The organism is Mesorhizobium sp. M0106 (assembly GCF_040322715.1).
Classification (GTDB): Bacteria; Pseudomonadota; Alphaproteobacteria; order Rhizobiales; family Rhizobiaceae; genus Mesorhizobium.
The window spans coordinates 41,096-58,726 of sequence record NZ_JAMYUA010000037.1; the positions used below are offsets into that span (position 1 = coordinate 41,096).

Annotated in this window: 16 protein-coding genes and 2 pseudogenes; 10 read left to right on the forward strand and 8 right to left on the reverse strand. The window is 63.2% G+C overall.

The window, feature by feature from the left end:
- The first annotated feature begins 111 nt into the window (after nt 1–111).
- Nucleotides 112–693 carry a TetR/AcrR family transcriptional regulator gene (locus NKJ55_RS27105; RefSeq protein ID WP_031211029.1) on the forward strand — a complete coding sequence of 194 codons (582 nt, stop codon included), beginning with the start codon at nt 112–114 and terminating at the stop codon, nt 691–693.
- Between the two features lie 549 nt (nt 694–1,242).
- Here NKJ55_RS27105 and NKJ55_RS27110 read toward each other — a convergent pair.
- From NKJ55_RS27110 to NKJ55_RS27135, 6 genes are all read right to left on the reverse strand, one after another.
- Nucleotides 1,243–2,265 (reverse strand): LacI family DNA-binding transcriptional regulator, encoded by a 1,023-nt coding sequence (locus tag NKJ55_RS27110; protein ID WP_352452555.1) that lies wholly within the window; start codon nt 2,263–2,265, stop codon nt 1,243–1,245.
- 59 nt (nt 2,266–2,324) lie between these two features.
- Nucleotides 2,325–3,119 (reverse strand): ATP-binding cassette domain-containing protein, encoded by a 795-nt coding sequence (locus tag NKJ55_RS27115; protein ID WP_023674040.1) that lies wholly within the window; start codon nt 3,117–3,119, stop codon nt 2,325–2,327.
- A 3-nt stretch (nt 3,120–3,122) separates the two neighbouring features.
- On the reverse strand, nt 3,123–4,109 hold the full coding sequence (locus NKJ55_RS27120; RefSeq protein ID WP_292659922.1) for an ABC transporter permease: 987 nt from the start codon (nt 4,107–4,109) through the stop codon (nt 3,123–3,125).
- 107 nt (nt 4,110–4,216) lie between these two features.
- Complete coding sequence (locus NKJ55_RS27125; protein WP_352452556.1) at nt 4,217–5,149, reverse strand: substrate-binding domain-containing protein; 933 nt, start codon at nt 5,147–5,149, stop codon at nt 4,217–4,219.
- A gap of 251 nt (nt 5,150–5,400) precedes the next feature.
- Nucleotides 5,401–6,195, reverse strand: coding sequence for an SDR family oxidoreductase (locus NKJ55_RS27130; protein ID WP_352452557.1), 795 nt, complete (start codon nt 6,193–6,195; stop codon nt 5,401–5,403).
- Nucleotides 6,196–6,273: 78 nt separating this feature from the next.
- The gene (locus tag NKJ55_RS27135) at nt 6,274–7,431 is read right to left on the reverse strand and encodes a fumarylacetoacetate hydrolase family protein (protein ID WP_352452558.1); all 1,158 of its coding nucleotides are present in this window, start codon (nt 7,429–7,431) and stop codon (nt 6,274–6,276) included.
- A 225-nt stretch (nt 7,432–7,656) separates the two neighbouring features.
- Here NKJ55_RS27135 and NKJ55_RS27145 point away from each other — a divergent pair.
- From NKJ55_RS27145 to NKJ55_RS27175, 7 genes and pseudogenes are all read left to right on the forward strand, one after another.
- Nucleotides 7,657–8,939, forward strand: a pseudogene (locus NKJ55_RS27145) (NAD(P)/FAD-dependent oxidoreductase).
- A gap of 84 nt (nt 8,940–9,023) precedes the next feature.
- Nucleotides 9,024–9,911, forward strand: coding sequence for an ABC transporter permease (locus NKJ55_RS27150; protein ID WP_352452559.1), 888 nt, complete (start codon nt 9,024–9,026; stop codon nt 9,909–9,911).
- Nucleotides 9,908–10,786 carry an ABC transporter permease gene (locus tag NKJ55_RS27155; RefSeq protein ID WP_023674048.1) on the forward strand — a complete coding sequence of 293 codons (879 nt, stop codon included), beginning with the start codon at nt 9,908–9,910 and terminating at the stop codon, nt 10,784–10,786. Before NKJ55_RS27150 ends, NKJ55_RS27155 begins: the two co-directional genes overlap by 4 nt.
- The gene (locus NKJ55_RS27160) at nt 10,771–11,841 is read left to right on the forward strand and encodes an ABC transporter substrate-binding protein (RefSeq protein WP_352452560.1); all 1,071 of its coding nucleotides are present in this window, start codon (nt 10,771–10,773) and stop codon (nt 11,839–11,841) included. The genes NKJ55_RS27155 and NKJ55_RS27160 overlap by 16 nt, the downstream gene beginning before the upstream one ends.
- A gap of 205 nt (nt 11,842–12,046) precedes the next feature.
- On the forward strand, nt 12,047–12,655 hold the full coding sequence (locus NKJ55_RS27165) for a cupin domain-containing protein (RefSeq protein ID WP_352452561.1): 609 nt from the start codon (nt 12,047–12,049) through the stop codon (nt 12,653–12,655).
- Nucleotides 12,645–13,730 carry an ABC transporter ATP-binding protein gene (locus tag NKJ55_RS27170; protein WP_352452562.1) on the forward strand — a complete coding sequence of 362 codons (1,086 nt, stop codon included), beginning with the start codon at nt 12,645–12,647 and terminating at the stop codon, nt 13,728–13,730. Before NKJ55_RS27165 ends, NKJ55_RS27170 begins: the two co-directional genes overlap by 11 nt.
- A gap of 34 nt (nt 13,731–13,764) precedes the next feature.
- Complete coding sequence (locus NKJ55_RS27175) at nt 13,765–15,192, forward strand: aldehyde dehydrogenase family protein (RefSeq protein ID WP_352452563.1); 1,428 nt, start codon at nt 13,765–13,767, stop codon at nt 15,190–15,192.
- 125 nt (nt 15,193–15,317) lie between these two features.
- Here NKJ55_RS27175 and NKJ55_RS27180 read toward each other — a convergent pair whose 3' ends face one another.
- Together NKJ55_RS27180 and NKJ55_RS27185 are read right to left on the reverse strand one after the other, a co-directional pair.
- Nucleotides 15,318–15,803, reverse strand: coding sequence for an SRPBCC family protein (locus tag NKJ55_RS27180; protein ID WP_502895022.1), 486 nt, complete (start codon nt 15,801–15,803; stop codon nt 15,318–15,320).
- A complete protein-coding gene (locus NKJ55_RS27185) occupies nt 15,800–16,150 on the reverse strand; it encodes an ArsR/SmtB family transcription factor (RefSeq protein ID WP_352452564.1) in 351 nt (116 codons plus the stop codon). Before NKJ55_RS27185 ends, NKJ55_RS27180 begins: the two co-directional genes overlap by 4 nt.
- A 155-nt stretch (nt 16,151–16,305) precedes the next feature.
- Here NKJ55_RS27185 and NKJ55_RS27190 point away from each other — a divergent pair, with 155 nt between their 5' ends.
- Nucleotides 16,306–16,656, forward strand: coding sequence for an ArsC family reductase (locus NKJ55_RS27190; protein WP_352452565.1), 351 nt, complete (start codon nt 16,306–16,308; stop codon nt 16,654–16,656).
- Between the two features lie 252 nt (nt 16,657–16,908).
- Nucleotides 16,909–17,631: pseudogene (locus NKJ55_RS27195) on the forward strand (IS4 family transposase); the annotation flags it as partial.

Sequence of the window (17,631 nt, forward strand, 5' to 3'; positions counted from 1 at the left end):
ATGCAATGCGGGTGTTACAGGTAAGTAACATCTCTAACGTTACAGACCGGTAACACCCTAGTCAAGAGGTGCACCGAGGGAATTTCGGGAAACGCGATCACGGAGGTTTTGATGACAGACGGTGTTGTGGAGCGTGTTCGCCCCCGGGACAGGATCCTGGAGACGGCACGGGACATGTTTCACAAGCATGGCATTCGCGGCGTCGGCATCGACGCCATCACTGAGGCCGCCGGCACCAACAAGATGACGCTCTACCGGCATTTCGAGTCCAAGGACGACCTGATCATCGAATGTCTGCGGGCGACCGCCTGCAGCGCCAACGCGATGTGGGAAAAGTTCGAGGCCGAGAATCCGGGCGACAAGCTGGCGCAGCTGCACGCCTGGGTCCGGATGGCGGCCGATTGCCTGATGTCGGATCGCCGCGGTTGCGACATGGCCAACGCCGCCATCGAGCTGAGCGAGGCGGATCATCCGGCAAGGCAAGTGATCAAGGAACTCAAGGAAGCCCAGCGCGAGCGGCTGGTCTCGCTGTGTCGCGATGCCGGCATCGGACAGGCCGAGCTTCTTGCGGACACGCTGTCGCTGTTGCTCGAGGGCGCCCGCGTCAGCCTGCAAAGCGTCGGCGCCGAGGGCCCGAGCGCGCAGTTCGTCCGCATGGCGGAAGGCCTGATCACGTCTTTCAGGGCCAGATAGTCTCACAAGCGGCGAAACGATACGTGGCGTTTCGATTGCGGGCCGCGCCGCCGGGTGATGTCTCGTCCCATCGCGATGTGCCATCTCGCGTCTCCTGTGCCGATCCTCCGCACCATGGCCGGCGCGGCGTTGATTGCTGGTCGTGAGGCAGGATAGGGCCGCCGGCGAACCGGTGAGAGTGACAAGTGTGACAGGATTCTGCCCGACAAGCCGCGGCGGTCGCAGCGAAGCTCATCGATCCGCGGATCAGCAATCGTGTCCGGTGCCAGTCACGATCCCAGCATCGCCCGCTATCCCGGAGCCGGAACAAAAAAAGCCCGCTGCCGGGAGGAGGTGGCAGCGGGCTCGATTTCGAATACGGCACGGGAGGAGGTGTACCGCACTCAGCGTCGGCATCGCATCTGGGAGGAGTAGATGGCCGACACCTGCAAAACTATCGATTGCCCAATGATTCGGCAACCACAAAAGTTGCATAGGTGATGTGCAGATTTGCGGTATCAACCGAATTTTAACGATCGAGGCCCGAGCGACCATCGCCCTCGCGTGGCATCACTGCACCGGGACATTTTCCTTGAAGATCAGACGCGGCTCGATGAATTTCCGCGTCAGATAGGGCGCCGACGAGGCGATCGAGCCGAGCAGGCGAATGACCGACTGTTCGGCGATCAGCCGCGCATTCTGGTCGATGACGACGTCGAGCAGATCGTCGACGAGATAGCCGCGCGTCTCGCGCGTCAGATCATGGCAGATGAACACCGGCTTCGTCTGCGGCCTGACTTCGAGCAATGCTTTTGCCACGCCCGAGCGCCCGGCGCCGATACAGTAGATGCCGAGCAGCTCCGGCTCGTTGTGCAGCGCCTTCATGGTCGCGGTATAACTGGCCTCCGGCTCGTCGTTGATCTCGACGGCGCTGGTGACGGTTAGGTTGGGGAACTCCTCGCCGAGCACGGAGCGAAAGCCCATCTCGCGTTCCTCATGGCCGCGATAGGAGCGTGAGCCGACGACCATCGCCAGATGGCCCTGGCGGCCGCCGAGGAACCGTCCCATCAGCAGCGCCGCGGTGCGGCCGGCCACCCGGTTGTCGATGCCGACATAGGCCGAGCGGGGCGCACCCGGAACATCGGACACCAGCGTGACCAGGCGGATGCCGGCCTCGACGATCTCGCGCAAGATGTTGCGCGTTCTCGGATGATCGATGGCGATGACGCCGACGCCGTTCGCCTTGAGCGAGAGGTTTTCGACGGCCGCCTGCAAGGCGCTCGGCGAGATGCCGGCGAGCTTGTGGATGCGGCAGGAGGCGACCAGCGGCAGGCGCGCCGCATAATCCTCGATGTGCCTGGCCAGATCGGCCATGAAGGCATTGCTGCCGATCGGCAGGAAGAATTCGAGATGCGCCGGCCGCGACGGCAACGCGACCTGGTCGACGACCGGCAGATAGCCGAGCTGCTTGGCCGCCTCCATAACGCGCTGCCGGTTGGCGGCACTGGCCCCCGGCCGGTTGTTGAGCGCGCGGTCGACCGTCGCGGTCGACAGGCCGCAGCTCCTGGCAATATCCGAAACGGTGGCTTTCATGTCGCAACCATGTGGCGATGCGATCCAGTGCCTTGACGATCAGGCCGACCCCCGGCTGCTCAGCCGGGCCGTTGCGTGCCCTCGACCAGCGCGTCATGGATCTCCTTGTCCGACATGCCGGTGATGACGCGTTCGACTTCGGCGACGCTGGTCTTCTTCGGGTCGATATCGTCGGCGACCACCTTGCCGCGGCGCATGACGACGATGCGGTCGACCACCTGGAAGACATGATGGATGTTGTGGGCGATGAAGATGCACGAATGGCCGGAATCGCGGGCGCTGCGCACGAAGCTCAGCACGCCTTGCGTTTCGGCGACGCCGAGATTGTTGGTCGGCTCGTCGAGGATGATGAGGTCGCTGTCGAAATGCATGGCGCGCGCAATCGCCACCGCCTGCCGCTCGCCACCTGAGAGCGAGCCGATCGGCGTCGTCGGCGGGATGTTCTTCGAGATGCCGACCTGCTTGAGCAGGTCGCGGGCAACCACGTTCATCGCCTCCTGGTCCATCCGATTGAGGAAGCGCGGCGGCTTGATCGGCTCGCGCCCGAGAAACAGGTTGCGGGCGATCGACAGCTGCGTCACCAGCGCCGAGTCCTGGTAGATCGTCTCGATGCCATGCGCGATGGCGTCGCTGGTACTGCGCAAATTCACCTTCTTGCCGCGGATGAAGATGTCGCCGCTGGTCAGCGGGACCGCGCCCGACAGCACTTTGATCAGCGTCGACTTGCCGGCGCCGTTGTCGCCGAGCAGGCCGACGATCTCCCTTTCGTTGACATGGAAATTGGCATCAACCAGCGCCTGCACGCGGCCATAGGACTTGCGGATATTTTCCATGCGGACAAGCGGTTCGGCCATGGTTCAAGTCCCTGCCTGATGCCGGCGTTCCAGCCATGAATGGAGCGCCATCATGCCGAGGATGATGGCGCCGATGAAAATATTATAGGCAAGGCCCGGCACACCGATCAGCACGATGCCGTTGCGCATCACGCGCAGGATCAGGATACCGAGCACCGTGCCGATGATTGTGCCGCGCCCGCCGGTCAGCGCCGTGCCGCCGATCACCACCATGGCGATGACTTCGAGTTCGTAGCCGGTGCCGCTGTTGGGGTTGGCCGCCGAGGTGCGCAGCGAGGAGATGACGCCGGCAAGCGAGGCCAGGATCGACGACAGGATGAACAGGCCGATCTTGACGCCGCTGACGTTGACGCCGCGCGCCCTTGCAGCACTCGGGTTGCCGCCGGCCGCCTGGATCCAGTTGCCGGTCCGGCTCTGCGTCAGCACGTAGCCGAGCGCGATTGCGGCGGCGATGAACCAGAACAGCGACATATAGATCCGGAACGGCCCGATGAAGAAATCGCCGACCAGCGCTTCCGCCAGCCAGCTGCCCTCGGCGCTCCAGGTCCGCTGCGGAAACCCGTTGGTGACGAACAAAGCGGTGCCGCGCACCACCAGCAGCATGCCCAGCGTCACCAGGAAGGACGGGATCTTGAGCTGCGTCACGAACCAGCCATTGACCAGCCCGATAAACGCAGCGACCACCAGCGCGATGACGAAGGCGGCTTCGAGCGAGACGACGCCGCTGTTGAATAACGTCCACATCAGGACCGGCGAGAAGCCGAACACCGAGCCGACCGAGAGGTCGAATTCGCCTGATGTCATCAACAGCGTCATCGCCAGCGCGATCAGCCCGAGCTCAACCGTGAAGGCCAGCGTGTTCGAGATGTTCTGCGGCGACAGGAAGTCGTGGTTGATGCCCCAGAACACAGCGATCTCGACGACGAGCAGCACGAACGGCCCGAACTCGGGCCGCGCGATCGAGCGTTGGATAAGAGAACGATTTTCCACCTTGGACCCGCGATAGGATTGGATTTGGCCGAGAGCGCAACCGGCTTCGGCGGAATGATGAGACAGTCACGGCCGCCGAAGCGGCCGTGACCAACTCGATCGCGGATTTATTTGCCGGACAGGATCTTGTCGTAGACTGCCGCGGTGTCCTTCTCGTAGAGCGCGCCGGTGATCACGTCGAAGCCGGGCGGAATACCGCTCGCCGCCATGTTGGCGAGCGAGAGCGCGACGTAGCTGGTCGCCTGCGGATCCTGCCACTGGCCGGCATTGACGTAGCCGTTCAGCACTTCCTGGGTGGTGTCGAGCGAGTTGCCCCAGCCGACGACTGGGATTTCGCCCGGCTTGACGCCGACCTGGTCGAACACCCGCTTGATCGAACCGGTTACAAGGTCGCCGAGGCCGATAACCGCCTTGACCTTGGCTCTGTTGGCGGTGAGGTAATCGACCATGCGGTTGATCACTTCGGCCTGGTCGAGCGTCGCTTCGGTGATTTCGTAGGTGATGCCGAGCGGCTCGAACACGCTCTTGATGCCTTCCTCTTCCTGGACGCCATAGGTGGCGCCGGGAATTTCGACCGGCATCCAGACGAAGTCGCCCTTCTTCACCAGGCCCTTGTCGACCAAATACTGAGCCCAATGCTTGCCGAAGGTGACGTTGTCGCCGCCGACATAGGCGTTGAAGTCCGCCTTTGGGTCGGGCGTGTTGAAGTTGATGATCGGGATGTTCGCCGCCCGCGCTTCCTTGACGATCTCGACAAGGCTGCCCGGATCGGGGCTGGTCGTGGTGATGCCGTCGGCCTTGGCGGCGATTGCGGCGCGAACAGCCTCCTGCTGCGACGCCACGTCGCCATTGTGGAACGACGTGTTGACGGTGTTGCCGGTGTCCGCCGCCCATTGCTTGGCGCCGGCAAGGAAGTATGTCCAGACCGGATCGGCCGGGCCGCCATGCGAAATCCAGTAGAACGTCTTGGCCTGTGCCGCGGCCGGAATGGCCAGCGCCACCATCAAGCCAAGTACAAGCAGTCTTAGCCTCGTCAGCATTTGATTTCCTCCCATTTGAACCGAACTCCTCCTCCGACGACGATCACCGCGAAAAGCCGTGCGCGGCCAAAACGGTGGTCGCATTTTGCCAGCGTCGACCTGGGCGCATTAGAGCATTCCCTTTTTCGATCGATGGCAAGCCTCGATTGCCAATGGACGTTGGCGCAAGGCACCGCGCCATCAGCAATCCCATCAGATTGCATCAGTTTGGCTGATATTTTCCAGGCGGCCGACGATCGGCCTTGCGACCGTCATGCAATGCTGCGCGGCGGCGCGCCGAGCACGGATTGCTCTAGGTCGATAAGCGTCCCGGTCATCAGCCCGGAGGCGTCGCTGAGCAGGAACAGCGTTAGCTGGGCGACTTCGTCCATGGTCAGCAATCGACCAAGCGGCAGGCCGGCGGCGGCGATCTTTGCCCAGTTTTCGCCCTTGCCCAGCGTGCTCGCCTGCATCTCTTGTTCGGCCGGCGTCGCTACCCAGCCCATGTTGATGCCGTTGACGCGGATGCGATCGGAAAGATGCGCGTTGGCAATGTTTCTGGTCAGCGTCGAAAGCGCGCCCTTGGTTGCGGAATAGATGGCAAGGTCCGGCGCACCGCAATGCGCATTCACCGACAGTATGTTGACGATGGCGCCCGCCGCCCGCCGTGTCTTCATGTCGGCTACGGCCCCCTGCATGAGGAAGAACGGCGCGCGCGCATTGACGGAAAACAACCTGTCCCAGTCGTCGATTGTGCCAGTTTCCAGAGAGGCCCGGTCGGTGAGGGCCGCGGCGTTCACCAGACAATCGATGCGGCCGAGTCTTTTGATCGCTTCCGCCATGACAGCTGCAGGCGCGGCCGGATCTCCAAGGTCGGCCTGGATGAAGACGACGGGCCGGCTTGGTCGTGAAAGCTCTTCGGCGATGCGTCTGCCACGCTCGGCATTGCGGCCGACAATGGCGATCCCTTCGCCGCCGTCGGCTGAGGCCAGCCGGACGATGGTCTCGCCAAGCCCTTGCGTTCCGCCGGTAACGACAAGGGTCTTGCCCTCAAGAGCGACGATCAATGGACTCTCCCGAATGCCGACGAGCAGGTAATTTCCAACCAGAGAATTCTAGAATCTATCGGATGTTAGGCTGGGGGACTAGATGAGGTCGGCCCTGGCGAGGTCGCGCATCAGGTGGCTGGCGCCGTAGGTCCAGTGTGGGCAGTCGGGCGACAGCCGCACGCGGTTGACCAAGGCGCCGAATTTCTCCGACGATATGGTGACGATGTCGCCGACCTTGTGGGTAAAGCCCTTGCCTGTTTCGCCCCGATCCTTCGACGGCACGAACATCGTGCCGAGATAGAGCGCCAGCCCGTCCGGGTATTGGTGATGTGGCCCCATGGCGGCGGCGACCAACTCTTCCGGCGAGCGGCTGATCTCGGCCATCGAACTTGCGCCCTCCAGCGAGAACCCATCCTCGCCTTCGACTTTCAACCGTACGATCGCCTGCTTCACGTCGCCGATGGAAAACGTCTCATCGAACAGCCGGATAAAGGGGCCAAGTGCTGCCGAAGCGTTGTTGTCCTTGGCTTTGCCGAGCAGCAGCGCCGAGCGCCCCTCGACGTCGCGCAGATTGACGTCGTTGCCGATCGTCGCCCCGACAATCCTGCCGCTGCTGGCGGCAATCATGGCGATCTCCGGCTCCGGATTGTTCCATGTCGAAACCGGATGCAGGCCGACATCGGCGCCGAAGCCGACCGAGGCCATCGGCTGGCACTTGGTGAAGATCTCGGCATCGGGGCCGATGCCGACTTCCAGATATTGCGACCAGGCGCCGCGCGCAATCAGCTTGGCCTTGATCTCCATCGCTTCCGGCGAGCCGGGCTTGAGCTTCGACAGATCGTGGCCGATCAGCCCGGCGATGTCGGCGCGAATGGCGTCGGCCTTTTCCGCCGAACCGCGCGCCTGCTCCTCGATCACCCGTTCGAGCAGGCTGACGACAAAGGTGACGCCAGATGCCTTGATCGCCTGCAGGTCGACGGGGGACAGCAGATACGGTTTCCCCGGATCGCGCGCTGTCTCGAAACTGTTAGCGGCAATGGCATCGAGCGGGCCGATCGGCCGCCCCTTGGCCGAGCGGACGTGCCCCGCCGGATCCGGCAATTCGCAAACGTCGCGCACGGTCGGCGCCACATTTGACGTGATGTCGAAGACCGTGCCGTCACGCACCGTGACCACCAGCGGATGGGAAGCATCGCTCGCCCGGGCGCGGCCCACGAAGAGGCCTTCGGCGGGCAAATGTGTGGCGTTCGTCATGGCTTACATTTCCTGTTGTCTAGTCCTTCGGCCGCGGCACTTTCAACAAATTCCCGCCAAAGGTCTATCCCGTTTGCAGGGCGAGCTTTGTCAATTCTTTCAAGCGGTCTTCGCATCGCTGGACCTTGATCGAGCCTGACGTGCGCCAACGGCGACGGAAAACGCTCTTTCAAAATAATGAAACCGTCGCTAGGGTTTTCACCTACTGAAATCTCCAGGTGACGCTTGCCCGTACGGTTTTCCGATCCAATCTGGCAGAAGCCGCGGACAGCCACCGCGTTCCAGTCGCTTTTTCCCGCCGGCCAATGCGTCGATGTCGTTATCGTCGGCGGCGGTATCATGGGGCTGTCGACAGCCTTGCACGCTGCCCGGTTCGGCCTTGCTGTCCAGGTGCTGGAGGCCGGCGAAATTGGCAATGGCGCATCCGGCCTGACGGCGGTCAGGTCATTCCCGGCCTGAAATACGATCCGGATTGGCTGCTGGAGCATTTTGGTCTCGAACGCGGCGAAGCGCTCGTCAACTTTGCCGCCTCGACCGCTGACACCGTCTTCGAATTGATCCGCGACGAAAGACTGGCGGTGCCGTTCGTCCGCAATGGCTGGATCCAGGCCGCGCATACCGAGACCGCGCTGAAAGCGGCGGCGAACCGGGATCGGCAGTGGCGTGCCCGCGGCGCCAATGTCCGGCTGCTGAGCGGGACTGAGATCGCGACGATGACCGGCGCGCAAGGCTATCTCGGCGGCTGGCTCGATCGGCGCGCCGGTGTCATCGATCCGCTCGCCTACACGTCGGAACTGGCGCGCGTCGCTGCAGCGGCGGGCGTAAAGATCGCCGAGCGCCAGAACGTGATGCAGATCAGCAAGAATGCTGGCATTTGGCACGTTTCTACGGAAAGCGGCGCCGAACTCAAGGCCAAGGCGATTGTCCTGGCGACCAACGCCTATACCGGCGGCCTGCTTCCCGGCCTCACCGAGACGATCGTCCCGCTGCATTCCTTCCAGATCGCGACAGCACCGCTAACGTCCAATCTCGCGGCGGCTATCCTGCCGGAAGGGCAGGCAGTGTCGGATTCGCGCCGCATCCTCGTCTATTACCGCAAGAGTGCCGACGGCCGGCTGGTGCTCGGCGGGCGCGGCCGCATGGCTTTGCCGAACGGCCCGGCCGACTGGGCGCATCTGGAGCGCGCGCTGCTGCGGCTCTACCCGGCGCTGTCCGATGTGGCCATTGAAAAGCGCTGGTTCGGCCGGGTGGCAATGACGCCGGACCATCTCCCGCATATCCACGAGCCAGAGAAGGGTCTGCTGGCGGTCGTCGGTTGCCAGGGCCGCGGCATCGGCCTGATGACCGCGCTTGGCGAGCGCATAGCCTCCTACCTGTCGAGCGGCGACACCAGGCAATTGCCGTTCCCGGTCTCGCCGATCCGGCCGATTCCGTTTCATGCGTTTCGGCAGGTCGGCGTCGCCGCGACGATCGCCTGGTACCGGATGCTGGACGCGTTCGAACGCTGACGTTCATTCCCAAGCATGAAACAGCTTGACAATTTCACAAATATGAAAAATGCTTAATCGATTTCAAATTTCGATGGACAGCCGATGTCGACCATCGTCGTAACGCAGTCGCTGCCGGAAACCCGGTCTTCGCCGGCCTTCCGCTTCGCCATGCTACTGCCCGGCGGGCTGGTCACCTTCTTGCTGATCCTTTTCGCCCTTGGCCTGGTGTTCTTTCTCGCCTTTCGCGGCAATGACGGCTCGCTGCTGGGGGCTGGTTTCACCCTTGCGAATTTCGTCACTGTGGCCACCGATCCGCTGTACTGGACGGTGACGCTGCGCTCGCTGGGCATCGCCGGCCTGGTGACGCTGGCAACCGTCGTCACCGCCTATCCCGTTGCCTACTATCTGGCTTTCCATGCCGGGCGGCGGCGCGGGCTGCTGCTGTTCCTGCTGACCCTGCCGTTCTGGACCAGCTATCTGCTGCGCGTCTTCGCCTGGAAGATCGTGCTTGCCTATAATGGCGTGCTGAACTCGGCGCTGATCGAAAGCGGCATCTGGTCGGAGCCGACATTGGCCTTCCTTAATACGCCGGCAGCGGTCGTCGTCACGCTCGCCCACGCTTATGCGCCGTTCGCCATCCTGCCCATCTATGTGGCGCTGGAGACCATCCCGAAATCGCTGCTCGAGGCCGCTTCCGATCTCGGCGCAAAACCATTCACCAGTTTCCGCCGCATCGTGCTGCCCAATTCGATGCCGGGCGTGCTGGCGGCCGCTCTCGTCGTCTTCGTGCCGACCGTCGGCGATTATGTGACGCCGGCGCTGGTCGGCGGCCCTGCCAGTACAATGATCGGCACACTGATCCAGGCCGAGTTCGGCAAGGCCAATGACTGGCCGTTCGGCGCCGCACTCGCCGTCGCCGTCATGCTGGTCATTCTCGCCGTGGTGCTGGTGGTGCGCTTCGCCGACCGCCGATACGGCAGCCGCACATGAACACGGCGCGCCTGGACGCAAAGCAAGGCGGCGGCTGGCTCGGAGCCTACGTCCTTGCCTATCTGGTGTTCCTGTATCTGCCGATATTGCTGATCCCGCTGTTTTCATTCAACAATTCGATCCAGGCGGCATTTCCGCTGCAAGGCTTCACGCTGGAGTGGTATGGCACGCTGGTCGGCAATTCGGCGCTGTCCGGTGCGCTTGCCACCAGCCTCGTCATCGGCGCCATTGCCGCCACCGGCGCAACACTCTGCGGCATCACCGTGTCCTATATGGACCTCTACGGCCGCTCGCCGCTGGCCGCCACGATCAGTGCCATTGCGCGGCTGCCGATCCTGATCCCCGGCGTCATCGTCGGCATCTCGCTGTTGATCCTGGTCAATCTCGCCGGTTTCGGGCCGTCGCGCATTGCCATTGTGCTCGGCCATGTATTGGTGGCGCTGCCGACGACGGTGGTGGTCATGCGCAGCCGCTTCGCCGCCATCCCGAAGACCATCCGCGAGGCAGCGCTCGACCTCGGCGCCTCGGACTGGACGACCTTCAGACGGGTGATGCTGCCGCTCAGCCTGCCCGCCATTATTTCGGCGTTCATGCTGGCCTTCCTGACCTCGTTCGACGAGTTCATCGTCGCCTTCTTCCTCGCGGGCACCGAGCCGACGCTGCCGCTTTATATCTGGAGCCAGCTGCGCTTCCCGAAATCGCTGCCGACCGTCATGGCGCTCGGCACGGCGATCCTGGCCGTGTCGTTCGTCATCGCCGCACTCGCCGAAATCCTGCGCCATCGCGGGCTTGCCGCCACCCGGCGGCCAGCGCCCGCCAGCCTGTCAAAACCAGAAGAAACCGAAAGAGGAGAACTGCAATGGCATTCGACTTGAAATCGATAACGACAAAGGCAGCGAAAACCGGATTGGCCGCCTTCGCGCTGGCGCTTGCATCGACTGTCGCCTTTGCCGGCGACAAGCTGCAATATTTCACCTGGTCGGGTTACGAGCTGCCCGACTTCAACAAGAGCTTCCTCGCCGCGCACCCTGATGGCGTCGAAGCCTCGATGTTTGGCGACGACGATGACGCCTTCACCAAGGTCAAGGCCGGCTTCCGCCCCGATATCGCGCACCCTTGCTATGACAAGGTGGCGCGCTGGAACAAGGAAGGCCTGCTGCAGCCGATCGACACCAAGCGCATCAAGAACTGGGATTCGATCTTCCCGGTCTTCAAGAACCTGCCCGACCTGCAGGCCGGCGACGGCAAGGTCTGGATGGTGCCGTGGGACTGGGGCAATACCTCGATCCTCTACCGCACCGATCTGGTGAAGAACCCGGAAGCCAGCTGGAACCTGCTCTGGGACAAGCAATATGCCGGGCGCATGGCGACCATCGATGCCGTCCACGACACACCGGTGGTGGCGGCCCTTCTGGCCGGCGTCAATCCATTCGACATGACACCGGAACAGATGGACAAGGTGGCGGAAAAACTGCGCGAGCAGCGCCCGCTGCTCTCGAACTACACCACCGACATGACCTCGGTCGAACAGGCACTGGCGAGCGGCCAGCTGGTCGCGGCCATGACCTGGAACGCCTCGGCCACCTCGCTGAAGAAGCAGGGCGTGCCTGTAGAGTTCATGAAGCCGAAGGAAGGCATGCTGACCTGGGCTTGCGGCTTCGTCATGCTCAAGGACGCCAAGAACGTCGATCTTGCTTATGATTTCATCAACAGCCGGCTGGAAACGGATTCCGGAAAGTATCTGATCCAGGCCTACGGCTATGGCAGCTCGACCAGCTCGGCTTTCGCCGCCGTGCCAAAGGAGGAGTTGGAGAAACTGCAGCTGCCTTCCGATCCCGAGGTGATGCTGAAGACCACGATCTTCACCGGGCCGATGAAACAGAATGACGAACTCGCCAAGATGTTCGAGAAGGTCAAGGCAGGCGGCTGAGTTCGCTCTTCCTTCTCCCCTTGTGGGAGAAGGTGGATTGGCGCGCAGCGCCAAGACGGTTGAGGGGTGTTGGAAGGAATGAGGCGTTGGTGTTTTCTGGAACACCCCTCATCCGACCGAGCTTCGCTCGGCCACCTTCTCCCACAAGGGGGAGAAGGGAAGACCACGCGGCGCCGGCCAAAAATACTGTAACAAGGACGAACGAATGGACATGCTGGACGAAGCGGCTGAGAAGCCGAAGGACGACGCCGACGTCAGGGTCGGCCGGCGCGTGCGGGCGCTCAGGCTAGAACGCAATCTCTCGCTGGCCGAACTTGCCGCCAAAGCCGGTGTCTCGATAGGTGCGCTAAGCCAGATCGAGCGCGGCATGTCGTCATTGCGGGTCCGCGTGATCTGGCCGCTTGCCGCCGCCCTCGACATCGAGCCATCGGCGCTGATCGCCGACGGCAATGATGTCGGCAACGATCTTTATTGTGTGCGCGCCAACAGCCGGCGGCAGATCCCGGTCAAGTCGGAAGGCATCGCCAAGGCGCTGCTGTCGCCGCCGGCCGCCACGCTGACCGGCATGCTGGTGACCGTGGAAGCCGGTGGTGGCACCGCCGAAGCCTACGTTCATGCCGGCCATGAATTCGGCTTCGTCCTGTCCGGTGAGGTCGAGCTGGTGGTCGATTCGACCAGATATGGGCTGAAGGCCGGCGACAGCTTCGCCTTCAAGAGCACGTTGCTGCATGCCTTCCGCAATCCGGGCAGCGAGCGCTGCCAGATCCTGTGGGTCAACACCACCAAACCGTCCGAGGTTCGCGATGGCGCCTGATCCGCTCGTCCGGCTGGACAAGGTCTCCAAGATTTTCCCCGGCGGCATCATCGGGCTCGACGCCGTCGATCTCGATATTTCACGCGGCGAGTTCCTGACCCTGCTCGGACCGTCCGGCTGCGGCAAGACCACCAGCCTGCGGGTCATCGCCGGATTCGAGAGCCCGTCGAACGGCAAGGTCCTGCTCGAAGGCCGCGACATCACGGCGCTCAGGCCCTTCGACCGTCCTGTCAATACCGTGTTCCAGGACTACGCGCTGTTCCCACACATGAACGTTGCCGAAAATGTCGGCTTCGGCCTGTCGCTGCGCAAGCTCTCCGGTGCCGAACAGGCAAAGCGCGTCGGCGCAGCGCTCGCCATGGTCGACCTTGCCGAGAAGCTCGGCGCCCGCGTGTCCGAATTGTCGGGTGGCCAGCGCCAGCGCGTCGCGCTTGCCCGCGCCATCGTCTGCGAGCCGCGTGTGCTGCTGCTCGACGAGCCGCTGTCGGCGCTCGACGCGCATCTGCGCGAGCAGATGCAGGTCGAACTGAAGCGGCTGCAGTCGCGGCTTGGCACCACTTTCGTCATGGTCACGCACGACCAGACCGAGGCGCTGTCGATCTCAGACCGCATTGTCGTCATGAACAAGGGCCGCATAGAGCAGATTGCGCCGCCGGCGACCCTTTACGACCGCCCCGCCACCAAATTCGTCGCCAGCTTCATCGGCACCATGAACCTTCTGCAGTCGCGCTTTGTCGGCCGTGACGGCGAGCGCTTGCGGTTCATCGCCGGCGCTCTGCCGCTGGAAGCGATTTCGGATAAAGGCGAGCTGCCTGGCGAGGGCACGGTGCGCACCATTGGCGTGCGTCCGGAGGACCTTTTGGCCACGACCGAGGCGGCGGCCGGTACTGCACCGGTGCGGGTGAACAGCATCGTCTTTCACGGCCGCACCTTGCGCCTTCATGCAGAGTTGGGGCAGGGGACACAGGTGGTGATCGACGCGCCGCGCCGGACAGAGGGTTTTCAATTCAGCGTCGGCGACGTGGCGCATATCAGCCTGCGCCGTGGTGCCAACTGCCCTATGCTGCCTAGCTAGTCTCACTCATTTCCAGAAAACCGGAGCACGGCCCATGAGCAATCATCTCAATTTTTTCATCGGCGGCAAATGGGTCGGCCCCGTGGTTCCGGCAACGCTGGATGTGATCGATCCGTCCACTGAAGAGGCCTACACCAAAATCTCGGTCGGCTCGAAAGCCGATGTCGACAAGGCCGTGGCTGCAGCCACGGCGGCATTCCCGGCCTTTTCGCAAACGACCAAGGCCGAGCGCCTGAAGCTGCTGAAGCGTATCCTCGAAGTCTACAATGAGCGCTACGAGGACATCGCCCAGGCGGTCAGCCAGGAAATGGGTGCGCCGATCAGGTGGGCGCGCGAGGCGCAGGCCTGGGCGGGCAGGGCGCACATGGAAGCCACTATCAAGGCGCTGGAGGATTACGAATTCAGCGAGAAGCGCGGCACCACCATGGTGGTCAAGGAGCCGATCGGCGTCTGCGCGCTGATTACACCGTGGAACTGGCCGCTCAACCAGATAGTCTGCAAGGTGGCGCCGGCCATCGCCGCCGGCTGCACCGTCGTTTTAAAGCCTTCCGAAATCGCGCCGATCAGCGGCATCATCTTTTCCGAGGTGATGGACGCCGCCGGCACGCCGAAGGGCGTCTACAATATGGTGAATGGCACCGGTCCGGATGTCGGCCAGGTCATGGCTGGCCATCCCGATGTCGACATGGTCTCGTTCACCGGATCGACCCGGGCCGGCATCATCGTCGCCAAGACGGCGGCCGAGACGGTAAAGCGCGTCGCGCAGGAGCTGGGCGGCAAATCGGCCAACATCGTGCTGCCCGACGCTGACTTCGAGACGGCGGTGCGCAAGGGTGTCAACGCCTGCTTCGGCAATAGCGGCCAGTCTTGCGATGCACCGACCCGCATGCTGGTACCGGCCGCCCGTCACGACGAGGCGCTGACGATCGCCAGGAAGGCCGCCGAACGGCACAAGGTCGGCGACCCGCGCTCGGAGGAGACCAAGCTCGGGCCGGTGGTCAGCAACGTCCAGTTCGACAAGATCCAGCGGTTGATCGAGGCCGGTATCGCCGAGGGTGCGACGCTGGTCACCGGCGGCCCCGGCCGGCCTGAACACCTCAACCGTGGCTATTATGTGCGACCGACCGTTTTCGGCCACGTCAGGCCTGGCATGACCATCGAGAAGGAGGAGATTTTCGGGCCGGTCCTGTCGGTCATCTCCTACGATGACGATGATGATGCGGTGAAGATCGCCAACGACACCGTCTATGGCCTGGCTGCCTATGTCCAGTCCGGGGATATCGACCACGCCCGCAAGATTGCCAGCCGCCTGCGTGCCGGGCAGGTGTCGATCAACTATCCGGAATGGGATACGTTTGCGCCCTTCGGCGGCTACAAGCAGTCCGGCAACGGCCGCGAATATGCCGACTGGGCCATCCACGATTTCCTCGAGATCAAGGGCATCATCGGCTACGGCGCCTGAGCGTTCAACATTGGCATTACGCCAACCGTCAAGTTTGTTGCGAGCGTTGGTGCCTCGGCATCGGCGTTCGGTTGAACGGCCACGACGGCTCCGTGGCCGCAATGTGAGTGCGAAGCAGGGTCGCCTCAGATCGTCTTGAGATAGCCGGCCAACTGATCCGCCACCGTGCCCCAGCCGTCGTGGAAGCCCATCTCCTCGTGGCTGTTGCGCGTGGCTTCGTCGCGGTGGATGGCGGTGGCGGTGTAGCGCGTCGTCTCGCCATGCGATTGCAGCGATATGACGGCTGTGATGAATGGGTCGCCTGACGGCCGGTAGCCTGGCAGCAGCGCATCGGTCCACACCAGCCGCTCGTCCTGGACGATATCGAGGTAGCAGCAACGCCTATCGTTGACCTCCTTGCCGTCGGGCGACTGCATGCGGGTGCGGAACAGGCCGCCGGGCCGCAGGTCGATCTCGCAATCGGTGATGATCCACGGCTTCGGCGTGAACCATTGGCTGACATGCTCGGGTCTCGTCAGGGCCATCCACAGCAGTTCTCGCGGCGCCTCGATCGTCCGTTCGAGCACGAGGTCGAGCTTCGGATCGGGTTGGAACAACGGCACCATATTCATCTGTCTGTCTCCTTGAGTTTCAGCACGTAATCGTCGAACTGGTCGAGACGGCGCTCCCACAGCGCACGCTGCTCGGCCAACCAGTTTTCCGCGAGCTTCAACGGCTCCGGCGCGAGCCGGTAGGTCCTGACGCGGCCGGCCTTTTCCGAATGCACCAGCCCGCTGCCTTCCAGAACCCTGAGGTGCTCGATGAAGGATGGCAGGGCCATCTCGAACGGCTGGGCAAGCTCGCTGACCGAGGCGGGGCTTCGGTTCAGTCGCTCGACCACGCGTCGCCGGGTCGGATCGGCGAGCGCCCGGAAAATGCCGTCAATGGGCGGGGGGCTTTCGGTCTGCAGGCCCGTCATGGTCGTTTCCTTGCCTCAAATTAGCTCGGGAAATAGTTAGGAAGATTCCTTACTATTGGCAAGCGCGAAAATCGCAGACGGCCGGCGAGGCCGCTGGAAAACCGAGAGGCGCGGTTTTAGGGTGCCGTCAGATTCGACTGGTCCGAGGACGCGTTTTGACGATCACCATGTACGGCATCACCAATTGCGATACGGTCAAGAAGGCGCGTTCCTGGCTGGCGAGCCACGATGTTGCCTATCGCTTTCACGACTACAGGGCAGACGGGCTTGAAGCGGATCGGCTGGACGGCTGGTCAGGCAAGGTCGGCTGGGAAATCCTGCTCAACAAGGCGAGCACAACGTTCCGTGAACTGTCGGACGAGGACAGACTGGGCTTGGACGAGAACAAGGCCAAGGCGCTGATGCTGGCCAAACCGACGATGATCAAGCGTCCGGTGCTGGAACTTGGCGATCGCATACTGGTTGGTTTCAAGCCGGAGTTTTATCAGCAGGCGATGGGTGGTTGAACCCGGTGCAGCGGGACGGCGAGGTTTCGCGGCTTCGTTCCAGCTTGGGTTCCTCGCCCCCACGAAAGTGCTAGGGGATGCACACATCTTTTCGTTGCGTCGATGACTCATCTGTGAGTTGCGGCGTCGGGTTGGTGTGTGATTCTGTAGGCGACGTACTGAGGGAGGCGTCGCGGTGTCATCTATGGGATTGTTGGGGTCGTTCGGTGACGAACGGCTCGAAAAAAGGGGGTCCAGCTTCTGGAGCGGATGGTGTCGCGCGAGAGCGTGTGCCTGCGCCGCTTGGCTGGAGGAGCCCGTAGCGGGATCGTGGGCTTTTGTCGGTTCCTGGCGAACGCTCGGGTGACGACGGACAGGCTGATTGAAGGTTGGGGCGCTGCGACGGCTGAGGCTAGCGCCGGTCGTCATGTGCTGGCGATCCAGGACACCAGTGAGATCAATTTCGCGACGACGCCGGAGTATCGGCGTGGCCTTGGCGAGATTGGCAAGGGCGGCGGCCGTGGCGTGTTGCTGCACGCGATGCTGGGCATCGATGCCGAGACGGGCGGCGTTCTGGGGCTGGTGGCGGGCCGGGTGTGGACGCGCGAGGGGCGTGTGGAGGTTGCTCATGCCAAGCGGCCTCTGTGCGACAAGGAGTCCGAGCGCTGGTTGAGCACGGCCGCGGCGGCCAAGCCGGTGTTGAAGTCGGCTGCACTGGTGACCGAGGTGAGCGACCGCGAGAGCGACATCTACAGCAAGTGGGCGCTTGTACCCGAACCCGGCTTCCACATTCTGACCCGCGCCATGCACGACCGCCGGATCCAGGGCGGCGGCAAGCTGTCGACCGCACCGCTGCAGGCCGCCGGAGAGGCCATGGTCGAGCTGCGCGCGCGGCCTGGTCGGGCGGCGCGCACGGCCCGGCTGGTGGCGAGCTTTGCCCAGGTCGAGGTCGTGCGCCCCGACAACACGATTGAAGAGGGCCTGCCCAAGACGGTG